This is a genomic window from Aeribacillus sp. FSL K6-2833 (assembly GCF_037965815.1).
In the GTDB taxonomy this organism is placed as follows: domain Bacteria; phylum Bacillota; class Bacilli; order Bacillales; family Aeribacillaceae; genus Aeribacillus; species Aeribacillus composti.
Genome location: NZ_CP150189.1, coordinates 1904420 through 1921325, shown reverse-complemented (window position 1 = coordinate 1921325; position 16906 = coordinate 1904420). Strand labels below are relative to the sequence as shown.

The window sequence follows — 16906 nt, the reverse complement described above, 5'->3', positions numbered from 1 at the left end:
TTCATTTAAACCACTGTAAGGAAGAAAGACTTATCATTGGAAGCGAAGGAATTTAGCAGTTTTTGTCGAATTTAATCTCTAATGAACGTTTTTAAATTAAATTTAAGCTAAATGCAGAAAGGAATCTTTGTTAAGAACATCAACCATCCTGCGAATAAAAGAAAAAAGGTTAAGACAACAATGTTCTATTAATCAAATAGATTCACGGGAGGTTGTTTAAAAAGTAAGGTGGTTTTGTAATATGGATAGAACTACTATTTTTATAAGTTCTGTTGCACAAGATGCTCTTTCCTCTATACGAAACGCTGTATTTGAGGAATTAAAAAATATGGGGCATGAACCTATTCGTTTTGAAGATAGTATGCGATATATTCACCAAGATGCCATCCGAACTTGTTTGGAATACGTATCAAGAAGTGATATCTTTCTACTATTTATCGCGGATAAAGCAGGAACATTCTTAGAGGATGAAGGGAAAACTGTTACTCACCTTGAATTTTTACGTGCATATCACGAAAATAAACGTCTTATCGTGTATGTTCACGATATAGTTCTTGATACCTATTTTCAGACGATCAGACCTCAAATAAAACAATCATTAGTACAGTATTTAAGCGAATACGGTAAAGAACCGGATTCAATGTTGAAATTTATAAGCGAAAACATTAAAGAGCAGCCTCATGTTGCCGAAAATTACGTATGGTACTTTCTTTATGATGCAGAACAAAAAGGCATATATTTCGAAAAATGTTCATTAGGTGTTGAAATTCTTTCAAACATAAAAAGCTATCTTTCAGCTCTTTTCAAAGAAAGCCTTCAATACTTAAATATTCGTTCAGAAATCGAGAAGAGCTTAGAACATGTAGAATTATACGGGGATTTTTATGAACTATCACTTGAATTCATAAGTTTATTGCAGAATGGACAAATTACAAATTGGAGAAGGCTATTGGCACTTTTACGATCTAAGATGGTCGGCTGCAATATTTACTCTACAAATACAAAGTACCAACAAGAAGCTATAGGAGCATTAATGGACTGTAAAGCCGTAACTCTTTACGAAAAAAGAGATAACCAGATGATTTGCAAAGAATTTGATGGATTAACAACTCCTGAGAACTTTTCATTAGATGATACCTCTTCTTATGTTGTGCAAACATATAATGATCATAATCATGATGAAAAGCTATACTATTCACTGGAAAAAAGAATATGTTATTTCTTGTTTAAGGTAAAGACTTACGTATTTTGCTTTCATCTGCCGCTGCTAGGAGAGTGGGATTATTATAAACTGAAGGCTTACCAAGAGAATATATTTAATGCTATACTTGAATCAAAAGGATATTCTTATTGTTACTTTATCAAAATGCTGTTAGGAGGTCTCTCAAATGAACAATTATAAAGAAAATGTAATATTAATCGCCTCCGCACCACATGGATATGGAAAAAAAGTTGTAACGAATCGTCTTAGTCAAATGAAACGTGATCACGCAAACTTACAAAATAAACTTTCCCAAATAAAAAGTTCATTTCGTCATTCAAAATAAACGCTCATGATGTAAAAAATGCTCTACTGATAGAAGGAGTAAAATCCATTTCTTCGAATGTTTCAAGTTTGCACGTTCTACAATTTCAATATTTTCAAGATAGCAGTAGAAGCCCATCTATCACCAAAGTATTCAAGAAGAAGGTCAGCAGAACTTTATGAAAAGAATGCCCAAACGGATATCATAAAAGAGTTGTTTGGAAAAGCAATTGGAGGGGACATGTCTGTATTCGAAAAGTTGGAGAAGTTAGATAAATTATCTAAGCAGATGCAGAAAGGAATTTTCGTTAAGAACCTCAACCATCCTGCGAATAAAAGAAAAAAAGGTTAAGACAACAATATTGCATTAATCAAATAGATTCTAACTTCATAAATTCACGACACAAATGAACCCCCTGAAGAAATTCTCGAATTTGAAGGAGTAACCATTAAGGATACACACCATGAAAGCTTTGCAACAGCAGTAAAAAAGTAAGAATTTTCTTAGCCATGAAAAAGTACGTGGAAGCATTGCGCTTATATGAAGAACTGTATCAAAAAGAACCACGAAATTTAAATTATCGTTATAAATTAGCTGTAAGTACTCCTCATGATTACGATGATTTAGAATAATAATTCATCTAATCGGATTTTCTTACAGGAAAACGCGGTGTTTTAATTTGCGGGTTGAATATTAATGCATGAAATCTAAGAAAATCAAGTCGATCGGTTTGTTAAATTAACTGCTTTTTAACGATGTTCACTTTCTTAACCAGATAATTAAATAAATATTGTGTATACATCAACTTCCTTTGAAATGCTTGTTGCAACTGAATCCGGATATGAATTTTGATTGGTGATAGAGATTTATAGAAAAGTTATTGTAACTGCATTGGAGAATCATTTAAAACCACGTGGATTTGAAGTTAACTAAGTAAAAAAGAAAATCATATTCGTTTATATATGAGCGGTCGTAAAACCATTAAGGAATTTTACGACTGGATTTATCATGACAAAGGATTGTACTTAAAACGCAAATTTGAAGTGTTTCCGGATCAAAATTTGGATACAGAAATATTGCAAAATGCGAAATGAAAAAGAATAAAACAAGCTGTTGCAGAAAGAAAAAAAGCTTTTATCGATGAATATCGAAAAAAAATTATTGCATTCATCGAGCATGTGAAACTGCTTGAATTACATTAGGAACGTATTATACATGGTTGTTAAAACGTGACAAATCATTTAACGAAGAATTTTATAAAATTAACGAAAGGGCAGTTAAGTAGTCAATAGCTGCTTTATATTTTTTAGATTTTAGTTTACATAATATATATTATAGGAAGTTATAAATGGATCTTGTTTCACTAAAGAGATTACTTGTTGTGATGAGACGAAATAAAAAAATGAAACAAATTGTATTTTAATTGCATTTAATGAATTTCTTTTTAAATTGTAAATTTACATTGCAATTTAATTAATTGATCTTTAAAAATTGATCTTTAAAATTCGTTATGATTTGCTGCGTGTTTAAATTAATTCCATGATTAATTTTGGATTATGATTTATTTATTTTTATTAACGCTTCATTTTTGTTTGTTCTATATCCCGAAGTCCGTTCATTCATCTCCTTCTAAGTTTACATAATATATTTATGTTTTAAAAAAACTCCACTCATACCCTCATCCTCATGATTTGAGCGACAAAATCAATGAATTATTGCCGCTCTTTGCCGTTCTTTTACTTCTCTTTTTCATTTTGTGGTATAAATTGGAAGCGATCATTAAAAAATGTTTTGTAGCCGAATTGCAGTGATAAAAAAGATGAAATCCCTACACTTCCGGCAATGCCGATCAAAATCACAATTTGATATTCGATTGCAACTAAAGGGCTTGTACCTGCGAGGATTTGACCTGTCATCATTCCCGGCAAAAACACTATCCCCATACCGACCATGTTATTGATAGTCGGCAAAATAGCTGAATCAAATGCAGAGTTTACGATTGGTTTTGTTGCTGCATCGGGTTTAGCACCTAACATGAGCGCCCCTTCAATCAGATTCTTTTGGGTAGCAAAATTTTCGATCATTTCTTTCATGCCTAGCGTTATACCGATCATTGAATTTCCAATAAACATTCCGGCAATCGGGATAAAGTATTGAGGTTCATACCAAGGCTTAAAATGAATGACGATTAGATTAAAATACAACAGGCTGACGAGAGAGCCGATAACCATTGACAGCACAATGACCAGCTTCAATTTTTTCGATAAAGGCTTATGAAGCTGTTTAAATATATTATAAACGGCAAACGATTCCATGAAACAAAGCACCAATAAGACAATCCAAGGTGAAGGATTTTTAAAAATATACATCAATATGTATCCGACTAGCACAAGTTGAATCGTCATCCTGGCAGTTGAAAGGACAATTAATTTTTCACGTTTAATTTCTCGTTTTTTTACAAGCAATATTAAAATAAGAACAAATAAATATGCTGCCGAGAGCCTCCAAAATTCGATGTTGATAACTTCTTGCTTCATTGATTATCACCTGTTGGTTTATTTTATCGTAATAACTTTATCTGCATATGTTTTTGGTATTGTATCTGAGTGTGTTACCATAATAACCGTTTTTTCTTTTTTCCTAGCATCACGAATGAATGCATCCATGATTTTCTCTTCAGTTCCTTTATCTAGCGCAGAGGTTGGCTCGTCTAATAAAAAAACTTCTGGATCCATTAGAAAAATTCTGGCTAGTGCAAGTCTTTGTTTTTCTCCACCGGACAATTGTTCTACGTCATCCTCTAATTTTTTTTGCAAGCACACAAATTTTAGTGCTTCTTTCAACTTTTCATCGTCAAGAGGCTCTTTTTCAGATAAAATTCTGCCGAAATTCAAATTCTCTCGAATATTTCCTTCAAACATTACTGGCTGCTGTGAAAGCATCACAACTTCCCGTCTTAAAGCGATTGGATTCCATTCAAACAATGACCGGCCTTTATAAACAATTTCTCCTTGATCTGGCGACAGCATGTGATTGAGCATTTTTAAAAGTGTTGTCTTTCCTCCCCCGCTTTGGCCAATGATGCACGTTACTTGTTTTTCTTCAATTTTCAACTCGTCAATGTATAGAATATCTTTGTAACGTAAATTTTTGATGTGAAACATGTAAAACAGCCCTTTCTTCATAAAAAGCGAAATCCCCTGTTTTGATTATGAATAAAGTTGCAAATGATTCAAACCATTATACTTATTAAACACTTCTCTCTTTATAAAAAGCTTGGCACTCTTATTTATTTTATTTCGTGCAGCAAACCACTGAAAATTTTTTATTTCATTTAATGTCGGAACAAAAGAAATGGAAGCTTACAGTTACTCAAAGGAATGGAAAAAAGATAAAAAATTTGAATTTTATACCTCTTGTTTTAAATAAAAAAAGCTTTTTGAATGAAATTTTAACGTATTTGGAGCATTTTGTAAAATTTTTTGCGAAGCGGAAAATCAATGTTATTGAAAGGAAAACGCCTTTTGATCATGAGGGCTTAATGAAGATCGACATTTTGCGTCTTGAAGCAGTTTTCTTCCCTGCTTTGGAGAAATGATCAGAGGAGCTTAAAAAAATTTGTCCTTAACCTTTCGTTTTATCCATCTGCCTCAGCAATCCAACAATTTTGGGGCTCTAGACACTTCATAAGCCCCTGGCCTTTTTTGCAAAACGGGATGCAAAAGCATTCAACTCGATATGATAAAATTTTTTCCTTAAAACAATAGAATAACTTGTGAAATAGAGCTGATTGAATCGTTCAGAAAGAATGACATAAATCAAAACAGACGGCAACGAGGCGGTTATAGGACGGTACGAGAACACCCCGACAAGCTCGTTGTCCACAACGCTTAAGCAGCCCTTCATCGATAATGAAGAAGCTCTTATATGCCGAATGAAAAATATGTACAGGGCTCCTTAGAAATTTTTCCAGTTCCAAGAGCCCGGATTGCGAAACATTTGATATGATCATGCTTTTTTCAAAAGTGTCTCTTTCCTTGTAGTTTTCAGCTTGGCGTCCTTTTATTTAAAGACAGAGTAAGTTGATTGGTTTCATGGTAACTAGTTTCTTTCTGCAGCTAAAAATTCTTTTCTATAATGATCAATTACCTATAAAAGTTATAGTTCACGGCGGAAGTCACCGCTTTTGCCGCCTGTTTTCTCCATTAAATATGTTTGGCCAATGACCATTCCTTTATCGATTGCTTTGCACATATCATACACGGTTAAGGCGCAGACGCTCGCAGCAGTTAATGCTTCCATTTCAACCCCTGTGCTTCCTTTTGTTTTCACAAATGAATGGATCATTAATTCATATTTGTTTTCGTCGCATTTCCATTCAAATTGAATATCCACCGCTTTTAAAGCAATCGGATGGCACATTGGAATGATGTCAGCCGTGCGTTTGGCGGCCAAAATTCCAGCTACTTGCGCTACTGACAGAACATCTCCTTTTTTGACCTGTGAGCTTGTGATTTTTTCATACACTTCTTTTGAAACAAGAATACTTGAGATGGCATGTGCAGTACGGACTGTTTCCTGTTTCTCTGAAATATCTACCATTTTTGCCCTTCCTTGCTCATTTAAGTGAGTCAGCTTCTTCATGTTTTTAACCTCCACTCATCGGCGGAATAAGGGCGACAACATCCCCATCCCGAATGATGTCATCTTCTGCAGCAAATTCTTCATTGATGGCAAAAAGGACGGAGGATAGGGCGGGCAGTGAATATTCTTTTTCCAACCGTTCGCGGAGTTGTTTAACAGTTATTTCTTGATATGGCAATGTCATCTCCTTTTTATTCAGCTGCTCTTTTAGTTGGGCGAAAAATAAAATTCGGATCATGACTTCATCTCCTTTGGAATGCCTTTTTCATAAGAAATCGTTTCTTGCTGATTGCCGATCCACAATGAGCCATCCTCCCAATGCTCTTTCTTCCATATCGGTACCATTTCTTTAATCCGCTCGATTGCATAACGGTTTGCTTCATAAGCATCAGCGCGGTGAGGAGTAGATACGGCGATGACGACCGCGGCATCCGTAATTTCTAATCGTCCGATACGATGGACAATGGCAACCTTAGCATTCGGAAACTGCTGTTTAATTTCAGCTCCGATTTGTTCCAGTTTTTTTTGAGCCATCGATTCATATGCTTCATATTCTAAATACAATGTTTTTTTTCCTTTTGTCAATTCCCTTACAGTTCCGATAAATGTAACGATAGCTCCGGCATTTCGATCCACAACAGCTTCGATGACACGTGAAACATCTATCGGTTCTTTCACAATTTGAAACATAATTATCCCTCCAAATATAATATAAAATGGCATTATTGTCTCATTTCCAACAGCTTCTCCTTTACATAGTTCACGATCCAGCTGATATACAAATCTTCATCTTTAATAAAAAATGAATGTTTTTCTTTCAAAGGGATCGAGCTAATCGATGCGATCACATTTGATAAATCAAGCAGATGAAGATCTTTCTCATCACGGATACAGACAATTTTCGGGTATGGAGCTTTTTTCAATCCTTCGATAATCAATACATCAATTGAAAAATGCCGGTAAAGTTCCATAATGTTCGAAAAATGTTCATTCGCTTTTATTTCAGCTTGCAACAGCAAAGTTTCTTCCCCTAGAACCGCTGAAACAACAGCACCAGCTTCCCAATGCCGATACGTATCTTTTTTTGGAACATCCGGTTTTCCACCATGACCGTGATGTTTAAAAGTACCGACTTTTATCCCATGATTGGTCAGCTCTTTGATGCATTTTTCAATTAGCGTAGTTTTTCCGCTGTTTTGATGCCCTACCACTTGTAAAATCATCATAGCCAACTGGAGGCTCCTTCTTCATCTTCGATTAACAGCACGTTAACTTCACTGCCTGCTTGAAATCCTCTGCTTCCGCCAGGCAAAACAATTAAACTATTAGTATGAATTAAGGATGAAACAATATTTGATTTGTCCCTTCCAATCGGATCAGCTACTAGCTTTCCATCATGATAGGACAGTTTTGCTCTCACAAAGCGCGTGAACGGATTCGGCTTTAAAAAATCTTTCGTTAAAATCGCCCGGGCTCGTTTTAAATAACAATTTTTTTGTCCGAGCATCGCCCTTATATACGGACGGACAAACAGCTCAAAACCGACATAACAAGCGGAAGGGTTGCCTGAGAGGCCGAACAAAATTTTGTTGCCGACAACTGCTGCAGAGGTAACACTCCCTGGACGCATGCCGATTTTATTGAATAAAACTTGGGCTTGAAGATGCTCGTACACCTTTGGGATATAATCAAAATCGCCCACTGACACTCCGCCTGTTGTGATGATAATGTCGGCCATTTGCATTGCTTTTGTAACAGCTTGAAATACATTTTGAAATGTGTCTTTCACAATTCCGTATAAAATCGGTTCACCGTGAGCTCTGAAAATTTGTGCCTGCAGCATATAAGTATTGCTGTTGTGAATTTTTCCTTTTTCCAGCGGTTTATACACTTCAAGCAATTCGCTCCCGGTTGCTATGACGACAACCTTTGGGCTCTTCATAACCGGAACGTAATGATACCCGAACGTTGCCAGAACAGCGGATATTCCCGGAGTGATCACGGTTCCTTTTTCGATAAGCAAACTGCCCTTTTTCATATCTTCTCCGATGCGGGAGATGTTTTCTCCTGCCTCAACTTTTCTTTTTATTTGCACATATGTTTTTCCGTCTTTTCTGAATTCCTGTGTTAATTCCTTCATGATGACGGCATTTGCACCTTCTGGAATGGCAGCGCCAGTCATGATTTTAACGGCTTGAAAAGGTTTTAAAGATTCTTTCCAAACAGAATCTGCTCCTTGAGTCCCGACGACTTCCAAAACTGCTGGATTGGAAGCTGAAGCGGCCTCGGTCGATGCTGCCCAAACAGCATAGCCGTCATAAGGGGATCGATCAAATCCAGGTACATCCGTTGTAGCAGTTATATCTTGACCAAGCACACGATGAAAGCTGTTTTCGATTGATACATACTCTACTTCACCTTCATAGCTTTTTTCCAACACCCGGTCGATTGCTTCCTCTACTTGAATTGGCTTTCGCAACGCTCCCATTCCTTTCCACCCTTCTTGCCCCCACCCGATACTACCAAGGAACATTTATTTTGTTTTGGAAAAGGAGGCTTGAGGAAAAAGGTTATTATGAACAATATACTGGTCATATTCATCCTTTGTATTAATATTGATGAAAGCATCGTCATCATTGATCTCAACATATCTAGTATGAATACTTGGAAGAAAATGCTTCATGCTTAACTTATTTTGTTCAAGGTGCCATCGTATTTTTTCCTTCACTCGATGATGGTACATGGCGATCAATGGCTGAATATTTCCGTGAACACTAGGAACAATCGCTTCACAACCGTCATTTCTGTATAATTGTAATTTTTTCAACAAATGCGCATTGATAAAAGGAGTATCACAAGGTAAAACGATATACCATTCGGATTTGAATTGGGACATAACGGAATAAATGCCGGCAAGAGGTCCTTTTCCTTGATACAATTCGAGATCTTGAATATATGTCAGCTGGTTCCTTTGCAGCCATTTCGTATCTATTTCAGGATGTATGACAACAACCACGTCTTTTGTGATACATTGCAGCGCTTCGATACTATATAAAATAAATTCCTTTCCATTTCTTTTCGCAAATGCTTTCGGTTGCCCAAACCGTTTCGACTGTCCTCCTGCCAGCACAATCCCGATCATCTTGTTCACTGACGATTCATCTCCCAAACAAGATGGCGAAGTTCCGGCAAAATCAGCTTTTCCATGGCAAGACGAACCGCATTTGTCGATCCCGGCATGCAAAAAATGACTTTTTGTCCAATTGAACCGGCAAGCGCTCGACTAAGCATGGATGCGCTTCCAATTTCTTTATAGCTTAAATAACGAAACAATTCCCCAAAACCAACCATTTCTTTGTCAAGCAATTCTTTTACCGCTTCAACCGTCACATCCCGTTTTGTAAAACCAGTCCCGCCGTTCAATAAAAAAACATCAATTTCGTCAGAAGCCTCTTTCACAGCAGATTGAATGGCTTCCCGTTCATCTTTCACAATCTCGTAATCTATTATTTCCATTTGTTCTCTCGTTAATAATTCGATGATTAATGCACCGCTTTTATCCGTATCCTTCGTTCTCGTATCAGAAACGGTGATCACTTTGCAGCGAACAGGGTCATTTGCCTTGCTGCGATGTTCAGATACACTCATCAATCACACCTCACCCGCCAATATAAGACATTTCCACACGTCTGTTTGCAGAAAGAGCATTGATCCTTCCTCTTTCTTCGGAATAACGATCGTCCCGAGCCTGCCAAACACGGGTGATCTCATCCAATATTTCTTCACCGCTTGCTCCCTTTCGCATTTTAACTAATAAATCAACGCCGTTTGAGGCAAATAGCATGTATACTTTTTACCGTCAGCTGATAGGCGCATTCGCGTCAATCATAACAAAAAGCTCCTGATAAGGAAGAAATAAAACCGCCTTCCACATCCGTACCTCGGTATCGATACCTTTTAGGAACCTCGCCAAAAACGTTGACTGAACTGGTTTAAGAGGTATTTCTTGGTGAATCATATCATGAACTTCTTTGCTCGTCAAAACTTCGTCCATTTTCCAACCGTTTAAGGTTTCGACATCCATATATTCGATGAAGCGGATCGTCATTCCTTTTTCTTCAAAAAAACGAGCCATCGGTAAAATTTCGCTCTCATTTATTCCTTTTACAACCATGTTCACCTTTACGGCCAGACCTTGTGCAACCGCTTCTTCAATTCCTCTAACAATTTCCTCAGACTTTGCATTACCTCCGTTCATTTTAGAAAAAATTTCGTTATTTAAAGCATCTAAACTGACATTGATCCGGTTCATGCCCGCTTTTTTAAACGCTTGGCATATGATATTAAAAATATCCGTTAATGGTCAATGAAACGTCTTGAAGATCTTGAATATTTTTTAACATCGATATTAGTACATCAATGTCCTTTCGTCCCTCCGGTCAGACGAATTTTTCGAATGCCTAAACGTAAAGAGGCTGGCCAAACGATATATTTCTTGAAACGTCATTAGTTATTCCCGTTTTATAAAAGAATACTGTCTTCCTTCCATTTCAGCATACAGTATACACAACGAAAATTACATCGGTCTGTCACCGAAATGCGCAAATTCAATAAAGGGCGGTTCATTGATCTCGCAACATCTTCCTCTCCTTATACATTCATTCTTCATATGTTACAGACAAGATAAACAATAGAATGAGATCTCTGTCACATAAATTCGAATGATCATAAAAGGTTAAATTAATTGTAAAAAAAATTTTCTGAAAAAGAAACCTATTTGGAATACATTTTGCCAATTTATCATTTTTTTATGGCTAACATGATGGGGCTCTATATAATGAATTGAGAAAGCAAAATAGATACACAAAAAATATTTTACGATTTCGGCAAACGGAGGCTTTCATAATAGAATCAGCAGTTTTCATTATGGACAATGTACCAATGCTTGGCGACTTGATGGAAAGAATGGTTATTATATTAGAAAACCGTTCATCCATCAACAGGATCTTCTTAGCTTTTTCCATTTAGGGTCACCTGTCGAGAATCCGTCCAGACTCGAAAAAACTCAAAGTTGATTGAAAAAAAGATACTATCGAAAAACAACTGATAGAAAAATCATTAAAGAAAACCGCCGGCAACAAATCCAAAGCTTCCTGAGAATTAGGGATTTCACAAGTTACACTTTACAATAAGATGAAAAAATACCAGCTACCTAAATAGATGAACAACTTCTCAATCGTTTTCGAGAATGGCATTAACTTGGTTTACGCCCCGCTTTTTTCTTCTAGCACACTTTTCAGGCAACCATCTTTTTGATGTCAATGACATACTTTCAATGTTAGAATGATCTTTTTGCAATAGCGCTTTGCGGGTTAGACGTATTTTTCGCACAATGGCCGCTGACCATATTAGCAAAGAAATAAATTTCCCTACATGCCATCAGCTGTTTCCGCTTTAAAAACACACACTCTCCTTTCTATTTCAAGCAAAACAATATCCTTAGCGAAATGGTACCGATCTTTCATTGAAAACTGAAACATTTTCTAATGATGTTGTAACATCTTCCCTTCCCTCAATTGGAAGGATATATGCCAATACGGCATCACGAATCAATTATTCATAAACTTTTCAAAAGTGATGCCGATGAAGTGAAGCAAATCACAAATTGCGGGAATTGTTTTTACTATGATGAACATTGATAAAAAAGATGGAAAGGAGAATATGGATGGGAAAAACTGTTGAATTAGATGTTCGCGAAGATTTAAAGAAGAAATTAGAGCCGTTTCAAAAAATCATGGCGGCCATTCAGCCTCTTGCACAAGGAGATGTATTTATTTTACACGCTCCGTTTAAACCTGTTCCGCTTTTTCCTATTATGAAGAAAAAAGGGTTTTCTTATCAAGCGGAAAAAATAGAGGATAAACATTGGAAAATTACCTTTGTTAAAACGGAGGAATGAAAAAATGATACTGGATAATCGCGGCTTAGAGCCCCCACAACCGATGATGCGGACTTTAACGGCATTAGCAAAATTAAAAAAAGGAGAAGCGTTGAAAATTATTAATGACCGCCGCCCGATGTTTTTATTTGAACAGCTTGACGATCTCGGTTATACCTATCAAACGCAAAAGCGCAGTGATGGAAGCTATGAAATAACGATTGAAAAGAAGGATGACGATGATGACGGCTAATCATACTTATGAAACGAATATTCGAATCCCTTTTTCGTTTATTATTTTTGGCTTGCTGGCGTTTTTCCTTTCTCAAATTCTTTTATTTCTGTCAACTCGTCAGCTTTCAACCGGAGAAATGCGCCTTCCTGTCGTATTGTCAGCTGTCCATTTATTAGTGATTGGCTTTGCTTTAATGACAGCCATGGGGGCCATGTATCAGCTTGTTCCAGTCGTGTTTTTAACCCCGATATGGAATGAATCATTTGCTTTTATCCAAATGGTCGTCACGTCATTAGGAATACTATCTTTTAGCATCAGCCTGGCCTTTAATATTCAAATGGCTATATTTTCAGGCTTGCTTCTTACTTGCGGGATTGTAATGTTTTTATGGCAGATGTTCATGACATTAAAAAAACAGAAGAAAAGAACGGTCATCACTTTATTTGTTGGTACTGCCCTCATTTGTTTGCTCTTAACGATCGGGCTCGGATTGACGCTTGCCTATCATTTTTGGAGCGGCAGACAATTAATCGATCATGATTTGATTTTCAAAGCACATATATTGCTGGGATTTTCCGGCTGGTTTACACTTCTTATCTTCGGATTTTCTTACAAAATGGTTCCGATGTTTTCATTGGCGCATCATTTTTCAATGAACACGGCCCGATATGTCTACATTTTTTATATAAGCGGTCTTGTGTTAACTTTCATCAGTTTTATAACGGCAAATGACCGGTTGTTATCAGCAGGGCTTCAATTGATGGCTGTCGGATATGGGTTGTTTGCATACCATATGTTTGCCATTTTAAAGAAAAGGATGAAGAAAAAGCTGGATAAACCTTTTCTGTTTGCTCTTTTGGCCATTGTTTTTGGAGTCATCCTACATATAGCGGCGGCCGGTTTTTCTTTTGAAAGTGAAATCCATTCCCGCATCTTTTCCATCATCATCTACTGTTATCTGTTCGGCTGGATTGTATTAAGCATCATTGGCTACTTATATAAAATTGTTCCTTTTCTATGGTGGACACACCGGTATAGCAAAAAAATCGGCAAAGAAGCGGTGCCGACTTTGAAACAAATGATAAATGAAAAATGGATTGTGATGGAATGCTGTTTATTTGTTGCGAGTCTTATCGGCATGATCGCTGCTCTTGCCTCTTCAAGTACTGGTCTATTTTATCTTGCCCAAGGAGGAATGGTGCTGTTTTCTGGATTATTTGCCTGTACGATTGGCTCCGTATTGCTGAAATAAAAAATGAGGGAACGATTTACTGAAATATAAAGGGTGATGTTACAATGGAAATAAAAGCAAAGATCTTGGAAAAACTGCAAAACGTTTTAGATCCTGAATTGGGAATTAATGTTGTTGATTTAGGACTGATCTATAAGATTGAAGTAAAAGACGGAACTGCATTCATTTTAATGACATTGACTACACCCGGCTGTCCGTTGCACGACTCAATAGCAGGCGGTGTGAAACGCGCGTTGCGTGATATTGAAGGCATTCAAGACGTAAATGTCCAAATCACTTGGAATCCGCCTTGGTCCCCTGATAGAATGAGCGAAAAAGCATTAAGGCAGCTAGGGTTCCTTTCCTAAACGTTTTTCAAAGACTGTTCCTTTCCTGAAAGGGACAGCTTTTTTTATGAAAGAAGTCCCAATTATTTTGGTGTTTTTGGCTCTTCTTCCAGCTCCCAAACAAACGGCATCACATTTAAAATTTTCGTTTAATCGTTTCCCAGCCAAAAAAATCCCCTTCCAGGAAAATCTTTTTACAAATGCTTTCTTCCTGCAGGGGATAATCGCTGTTCCTTGTTTTTCCGGAGGTGTCAACCAAAAAAATGTAACTGAAATCGCAAATGACGTTTCGTCCATTCCAATGAAAAAGCTCAAAATATTGTCATTCCGTAAGAATTGGCAAAACTGACGCCAACTATGGACAATTAAAAACAATAAAAGCAAAGAATACATTTACCGTCGGCCATACCGGTCAGTAAATTCCGAGTGGAATTCGCATGACAGAACCTTGCAAGACGGGTTGGCAACTTAGATGCTTTTTTATGTTGCTGTCAGGTTATAAATATCTTGGAACGTACTTGCTAACGGAGATAAAATTCGCCATACGGCAAATGCAAATGTCATGGCTAAAGTGGTGACTGGCAGTAATGCTTTTTGTTTCACCAAAATCCCCCTCCTAAACAGATGAATGGTGCCATCATCTGTACCATAAAAATAGGCGGGGAATGTTTGTGAACTTTATCATATAATTATTGATTGCCAAATAATTGTTAAAATTTCACCTCAACAAAAATGTTTTTCTGATTTTTGCCCATTCAATCAAATTGAAAAGCCGCTTGCGTTTCCAACGGTTTAAACTTCCCGTTTTTGGCGAAGCGCTTTAGGAATGTATACACAATAAGGCTCACTTTCCAAATAGTCGCCTGTCACAGCATACGCTCTTGAGCGTGATCCTCCGCAAACAAAACGAAATTCGCAAACACCGCATTTTCCTTTATAAAGATTTGGATTGCGTAATTTTTGAAATTTTGGTGAAGTTCTGTAAATATCGGCCAGTGGTGTTTGTCTCACATTTCCCGCTTTGATCGGAAGCAATCCGCTCGGGTAAACATCGCCAATATGGGAAATAAACACAAAACCGTTGCCATCATTTACTCCCTTCGGAGCACGGCCGAGTCCGTCCACTTCCCCTGTAGCCCCTTTAAACAAAATATCTTCATAATGGATTTCTTTTCCATCTATTTGCTGTTCGCGCATTTTGGCTTGCAAGACGACACGACGGTAATGTTGTCCGGCAGTCGTTTTAATATCAAATGGTACACATTTGCTCTTTTCATATAACCAACGAAAAACTTGTTCATGTTGGGCGGGAGAAATCATATCCGATTGTTTTCCTCTTCCAGTTGGTACGAGGAAAAAAACGCTCCAAAGAACGCAATCAAGTTTTTCAACAAAATCCGCCATTTCTTCAAGAACATGAACATTGTAGCGTGATACAACCGTATTAATTTGAACAGGAATCTTAAATTCATGCAAATATTTGATTCCTTGCATCGTTAAATCGAAGGAACCTTTTGTGCCGCGAAAATGATCATGAATTTCCGCATTCGGGCCGTCCAAACTAAATGCCCAACGGGAAAGCCCGATATCTTTTGCCCTCTGCATCACTTCTTTTGTTACATTTGGAGTTGCACTCGGCGTGATTGAAACACGCAATCCCTTTTCAATAGCATATTCGGCAAGAGCGAATAAATCCGGCCGCATTAATGGATCACCGCCGGTAAATACTAATAGCGGCTGGTTCATTGCAAAAATATCATCAATTAATTTTTTTCCTTCCTGAAAAGTCAACTCATGGGGATCACGATGATATTGCGCCTCGGCTCGGCAATGCAAACAATTTAATTGACATGCTCTCGTCAACTCCCAAATGACAATAAAAGGGTTTTGGTCATAATCCATCATCACATACAAACTCCTTTCTTTAAAATGAAAAATATCTCTGCTTCTTCTCATCATATAAAAAGGTGAAATTTTCGAAGTGAAAGCCATCACACTTTCCGGTAAAAGGGAAGAAATGATTTTTACGAAAAAGTCATTCTTTTGACAAATGTTCAGCTGCTGCGGATCTTCCCCGCGATTGCTTCGGTAATTCGCAAATGGATGAGGTGGTCTGCCCCAAACCTTAAGTATGTTAGACACCTTATTTTTATTAGAAACTATGATTTACATCACACGACTCATTTGTAAAGAAACGCTATAATATGAAACGAAAATCAAAGTTGAAAAAAAGGTGTGATACCATGACAAATAGCTGGGTGTTTGAAAGATTAAGAAGCGTTCCCCTTTTCCGTGAACTGTCTGATGAAGAATTGACTTCCATAGTTGCTATCTCTCAAGTACGTACCTATCAACCAAAATCGTATGTATTCATGCAAGGCGACATGCTGGAAAACGTATATTTCATCCATTCAGGAACGATTAAAATATATAAAACGGACAGAAATGGAAAAGAACAAATCGTTTCCATCTTGCAGAATGGAGAAATGTTTCCACATACCGGATTTTTTTGCAAAGGATCTTACCCTGCTCATGCAGAAGTTATGGAAGAATCTACATTAATTGTCATTCCCATCAAAGATTTTGAGGAAACGCTTATGCTCTTTCCGGTATTGTCCATCAAATTGTTTCGTGTGATGAGTGAAAAAATTATAGATTTGCAAAATCGGTTAGAAGAGCAAATTCTTCATAATACATATGAACAAATCGTATTGTTGCTGTTGCGGCTTACAAAAACGAATGCACTGCCGCAAGGAAAACTTTATCGTTTGACAACCCATTTAACGAATCGGGAATTGGCAAATATGATCGGAACTTCCCGTGAAACCGTTAGCAGAACGCTTAACCAGATGAAGCGGAAGGGTCTTATTCTTGTTGATGACGACGGATATTATTTGGTTGATGCTGAACAATTGGAGAAAGAAATCTTTATGTAGCGGCCGCCAAAAAGAAAACTGTTTTTTGATGAATGTTTGAAACGATTAA

Annotated in this window: 19 protein-coding genes and 1 pseudogene; 8 read left to right on the top strand and 12 right to left on the bottom strand. The window is 37.1% G+C overall.

The features are described 5' to 3' along the window. The first annotated feature begins 241 nt into the window (after positions 1-241). The 3 genes from NSQ94_RS09495 to NSQ94_RS09485 all read left to right on the top strand — a co-directional run bounded on the left by NSQ94_RS09495 (position 242) and on the right by NSQ94_RS09485 (position 2158). The gene (locus tag NSQ94_RS09495) at positions 242-1402 is read left to right on the top strand and encodes a DUF4062 domain-containing protein (protein ID WP_066248605.1); all 1161 of its coding nucleotides are present in this window, start codon (positions 242-244) and stop codon (positions 1400-1402) included. Continuing rightward, the gene (locus tag NSQ94_RS09490; RefSeq protein ID WP_165381934.1) at positions 1389-1547 is read left to right on the top strand and encodes a hypothetical protein; all 159 of its coding nucleotides are present in this window, start codon (positions 1389-1391) and stop codon (positions 1545-1547) included. The genes NSQ94_RS09495 and NSQ94_RS09490 overlap by 14 nt, the downstream gene beginning before the upstream one ends. A 488-nt stretch (positions 1548-2035) precedes the next feature. Then, complete coding sequence (locus NSQ94_RS09485; protein WP_261308750.1) at positions 2036-2158, top strand: hypothetical protein; 123 nt, start codon at positions 2036-2038, stop codon at positions 2156-2158. Positions 2159-3262: 1104 nt separating this feature from the next. Here the strand turns inward: NSQ94_RS09485 and fetB are convergent. The 10 genes and pseudogenes from fetB to moaA form a co-directional block, all read right to left on the bottom strand. Then, positions 3263-4063 (bottom strand): iron export ABC transporter permease subunit FetB, encoded by an 801-nt coding sequence (gene fetB / locus NSQ94_RS09480; protein WP_144598050.1) that lies wholly within the window; start codon positions 4061-4063, stop codon positions 3263-3265. A gap of 18 nt (positions 4064-4081) precedes the next feature. Next, positions 4082-4690: an ATP-binding cassette domain-containing protein gene (locus tag NSQ94_RS09475; protein WP_144598055.1), complete on the bottom strand. Its 609-nt coding sequence runs from the start codon at positions 4688-4690 to the stop codon at positions 4082-4084. A 994-nt stretch (positions 4691-5684) separates the two neighbouring features. Further along, on the bottom strand, positions 5685-6170 hold the full coding sequence (gene moaC, locus NSQ94_RS09470; RefSeq protein WP_327874036.1) for a cyclic pyranopterin monophosphate synthase MoaC: 486 nt from the start codon (positions 6168-6170) through the stop codon (positions 5685-5687). A gap of 4 nt (positions 6171-6174) precedes the next feature. Beyond that, on the bottom strand, positions 6175-6408 hold the full coding sequence (gene moaD, locus NSQ94_RS09465; RefSeq protein WP_063387661.1) for a molybdopterin converting factor subunit 1: 234 nt from the start codon (positions 6406-6408) through the stop codon (positions 6175-6177). Continuing rightward, a complete protein-coding gene (locus NSQ94_RS09460; RefSeq protein ID WP_130156967.1) occupies positions 6405-6860 on the bottom strand; it encodes a molybdenum cofactor biosynthesis protein MoaE in 456 nt (151 codons plus the stop codon). The genes moaD and NSQ94_RS09460 overlap by 4 nt, the downstream gene beginning before the upstream one ends. A 32-nt stretch (positions 6861-6892) precedes the next feature. Beyond that, the gene (gene mobB, locus NSQ94_RS09455; protein WP_186439295.1) at positions 6893-7396 is read right to left on the bottom strand and encodes a molybdopterin-guanine dinucleotide biosynthesis protein B; all 504 of its coding nucleotides are present in this window, start codon (positions 7394-7396) and stop codon (positions 6893-6895) included. Next, entirely contained in the window at positions 7393-8658 is a 1266-nt protein-coding gene (gene glp, locus NSQ94_RS09450) for a gephyrin-like molybdotransferase Glp (protein WP_327874037.1), read from the bottom strand. Before glp ends, mobB begins: the two co-directional genes overlap by 4 nt. Positions 8659-8703: 45 nt before the next feature. Beyond that, positions 8704-9312: a molybdenum cofactor guanylyltransferase gene (locus tag NSQ94_RS09445; RefSeq protein ID WP_063387703.1), complete on the bottom strand. Its 609-nt coding sequence runs from the start codon at positions 9310-9312 to the stop codon at positions 8704-8706. A gap of 5 nt (positions 9313-9317) precedes the next feature. Further along, positions 9318-9818, bottom strand: coding sequence for a MogA/MoaB family molybdenum cofactor biosynthesis protein (locus NSQ94_RS09440; RefSeq protein ID WP_094245859.1), 501 nt, complete (start codon positions 9816-9818; stop codon positions 9318-9320). A gap of 10 nt (positions 9819-9828) precedes the next feature. Next, a pseudogene (gene moaA / locus NSQ94_RS09435) lies at positions 9829-10796 on the bottom strand (GTP 3',8-cyclase MoaA). A 1099-nt stretch (positions 10797-11895) separates the two neighbouring features. Between moaA and NSQ94_RS09430 the strand changes: the two are divergent. Genes NSQ94_RS09430 through NSQ94_RS09415 form a run of 4 tightly spaced genes read left to right on the top strand, consistent with a single transcriptional unit; the run spans position 11896 to position 13942 of the window. After that, the gene (locus NSQ94_RS09430; protein WP_063387667.1) at positions 11896-12129 is read left to right on the top strand and encodes a DUF2249 domain-containing protein; all 234 of its coding nucleotides are present in this window, start codon (positions 11896-11898) and stop codon (positions 12127-12129) included. 4 nt (positions 12130-12133) lie between these two features. Beyond that, a complete protein-coding gene (locus tag NSQ94_RS09425; protein ID WP_063387668.1) occupies positions 12134-12361 on the top strand; it encodes a DUF2249 domain-containing protein in 228 nt (75 codons plus the stop codon). Further along, complete coding sequence (locus NSQ94_RS09420; RefSeq protein ID WP_144598045.1) at positions 12348-13595, top strand: hypothetical protein; 1248 nt, start codon at positions 12348-12350, stop codon at positions 13593-13595. Before NSQ94_RS09425 ends, NSQ94_RS09420 begins: the two co-directional genes overlap by 14 nt. Positions 13596-13639: 44 nt before the next feature. Next, a complete protein-coding gene (locus tag NSQ94_RS09415) occupies positions 13640-13942 on the top strand; it encodes a metal-sulfur cluster assembly factor (RefSeq protein WP_063387670.1) in 303 nt (100 codons plus the stop codon). Between the two features lie 459 nt (positions 13943-14401). On the opposite strand, the gene NSQ94_RS09410 is transcribed toward NSQ94_RS09415, so the two are convergent. Further along, a complete protein-coding gene (locus NSQ94_RS09410) occupies positions 14402-14524 on the bottom strand; it encodes a hypothetical protein (RefSeq protein ID WP_268753464.1) in 123 nt (40 codons plus the stop codon). Positions 14525-14713: 189 nt separating this feature from the next. Continuing rightward, positions 14714-15826 carry a TIGR04053 family radical SAM/SPASM domain-containing protein gene (locus NSQ94_RS09405; protein WP_339230649.1) on the bottom strand — a complete coding sequence of 371 codons (1113 nt, stop codon included), beginning with the start codon at positions 15824-15826 and terminating at the stop codon, positions 14714-14716. A gap of 338 nt (positions 15827-16164) precedes the next feature. Here NSQ94_RS09405 and NSQ94_RS09400 point away from each other — a divergent pair, with 338 nt between their 5' ends. Further along, entirely contained in the window at positions 16165-16857 is a 693-nt protein-coding gene (locus NSQ94_RS09400) for a Crp/Fnr family transcriptional regulator (RefSeq protein ID WP_130156977.1), read from the top strand. The last annotated feature ends 49 nt before the right edge of the window (positions 16858-16906 follow it).

Bases quoted from the DNA above. Each gene is read 5' to 3' on its own strand.
- NSQ94_RS09460 (WP_130156967.1), bottom strand. From the start codon at position 6,860: ATGTTTCAAATTGTGAAAGAACCGATAGATGTTTCACGTGTCATCGAA.
- NSQ94_RS09420 (WP_144598045.1), top strand. From the start codon at position 12,348: ATGATGACGGCTAATCATACTTATGAAACGAATATTCGAATCCCTTTT.
- NSQ94_RS09490 (WP_165381934.1), top strand. From the start codon at position 1,389: ATGAACAATTATAAAGAAAATGTAATATTAATCGCCTCCGCACCACAT.
- NSQ94_RS09425 (WP_063387668.1), top strand. From the start codon at position 12,134: ATGATACTGGATAATCGCGGCTTAGAGCCCCCACAACCGATGATGCGG.
- moaC (WP_327874036.1), bottom strand. From the start codon at position 6,170: ATGAAGAAGCTGACTCACTTAAATGAGCAAGGAAGGGCAAAAATGGTA.
- NSQ94_RS09440 (WP_094245859.1), bottom strand. From the start codon at position 9,818: ATGAGTGTATCTGAACATCGCAGCAAGGCAAATGACCCTGTTCGCTGC.
- moaD (WP_063387661.1), bottom strand. From the start codon at position 6,408: ATGATCCGAATTTTATTTTTCGCCCAACTAAAAGAGCAGCTGAATAAA.
- mobB (WP_186439295.1), bottom strand. From the start codon at position 7,396: ATGATGATTTTACAAGTGGTAGGGCATCAAAACAGCGGAAAAACTACG.
- NSQ94_RS09475 (WP_144598055.1), bottom strand. From the start codon at position 4,690: ATGTTTCACATCAAAAATTTACGTTACAAAGATATTCTATACATTGAC.
- NSQ94_RS09405 (WP_339230649.1), bottom strand. From the start codon at position 15,826: ATGATGGATTATGACCAAAACCCTTTTATTGTCATTTGGGAGTTGACG.
- NSQ94_RS09415 (WP_063387670.1), top strand. From the start codon at position 13,640: ATGGAAATAAAAGCAAAGATCTTGGAAAAACTGCAAAACGTTTTAGAT.
- glp (WP_327874037.1), bottom strand. From the start codon at position 8,658: ATGGGAGCGTTGCGAAAGCCAATTCAAGTAGAGGAAGCAATCGACCGG.
- NSQ94_RS09445 (WP_063387703.1), bottom strand. From the start codon at position 9,312: ATGATCGGGATTGTGCTGGCAGGAGGACAGTCGAAACGGTTTGGGCAA.
- fetB (WP_144598050.1), bottom strand. From the start codon at position 4,063: ATGAAGCAAGAAGTTATCAACATCGAATTTTGGAGGCTCTCGGCAGCA.
- NSQ94_RS09485 (WP_261308750.1), top strand. From the start codon at position 2,036: ATGAAAAAGTACGTGGAAGCATTGCGCTTATATGAAGAACTGTATCAA.
- NSQ94_RS09430 (WP_063387667.1), top strand. From the start codon at position 11,896: ATGGGAAAAACTGTTGAATTAGATGTTCGCGAAGATTTAAAGAAGAAA.
- NSQ94_RS09400 (WP_130156977.1), top strand. From the start codon at position 16,165: ATGACAAATAGCTGGGTGTTTGAAAGATTAAGAAGCGTTCCCCTTTTC.
- NSQ94_RS09495 (WP_066248605.1), top strand. From the start codon at position 242: ATGGATAGAACTACTATTTTTATAAGTTCTGTTGCACAAGATGCTCTT.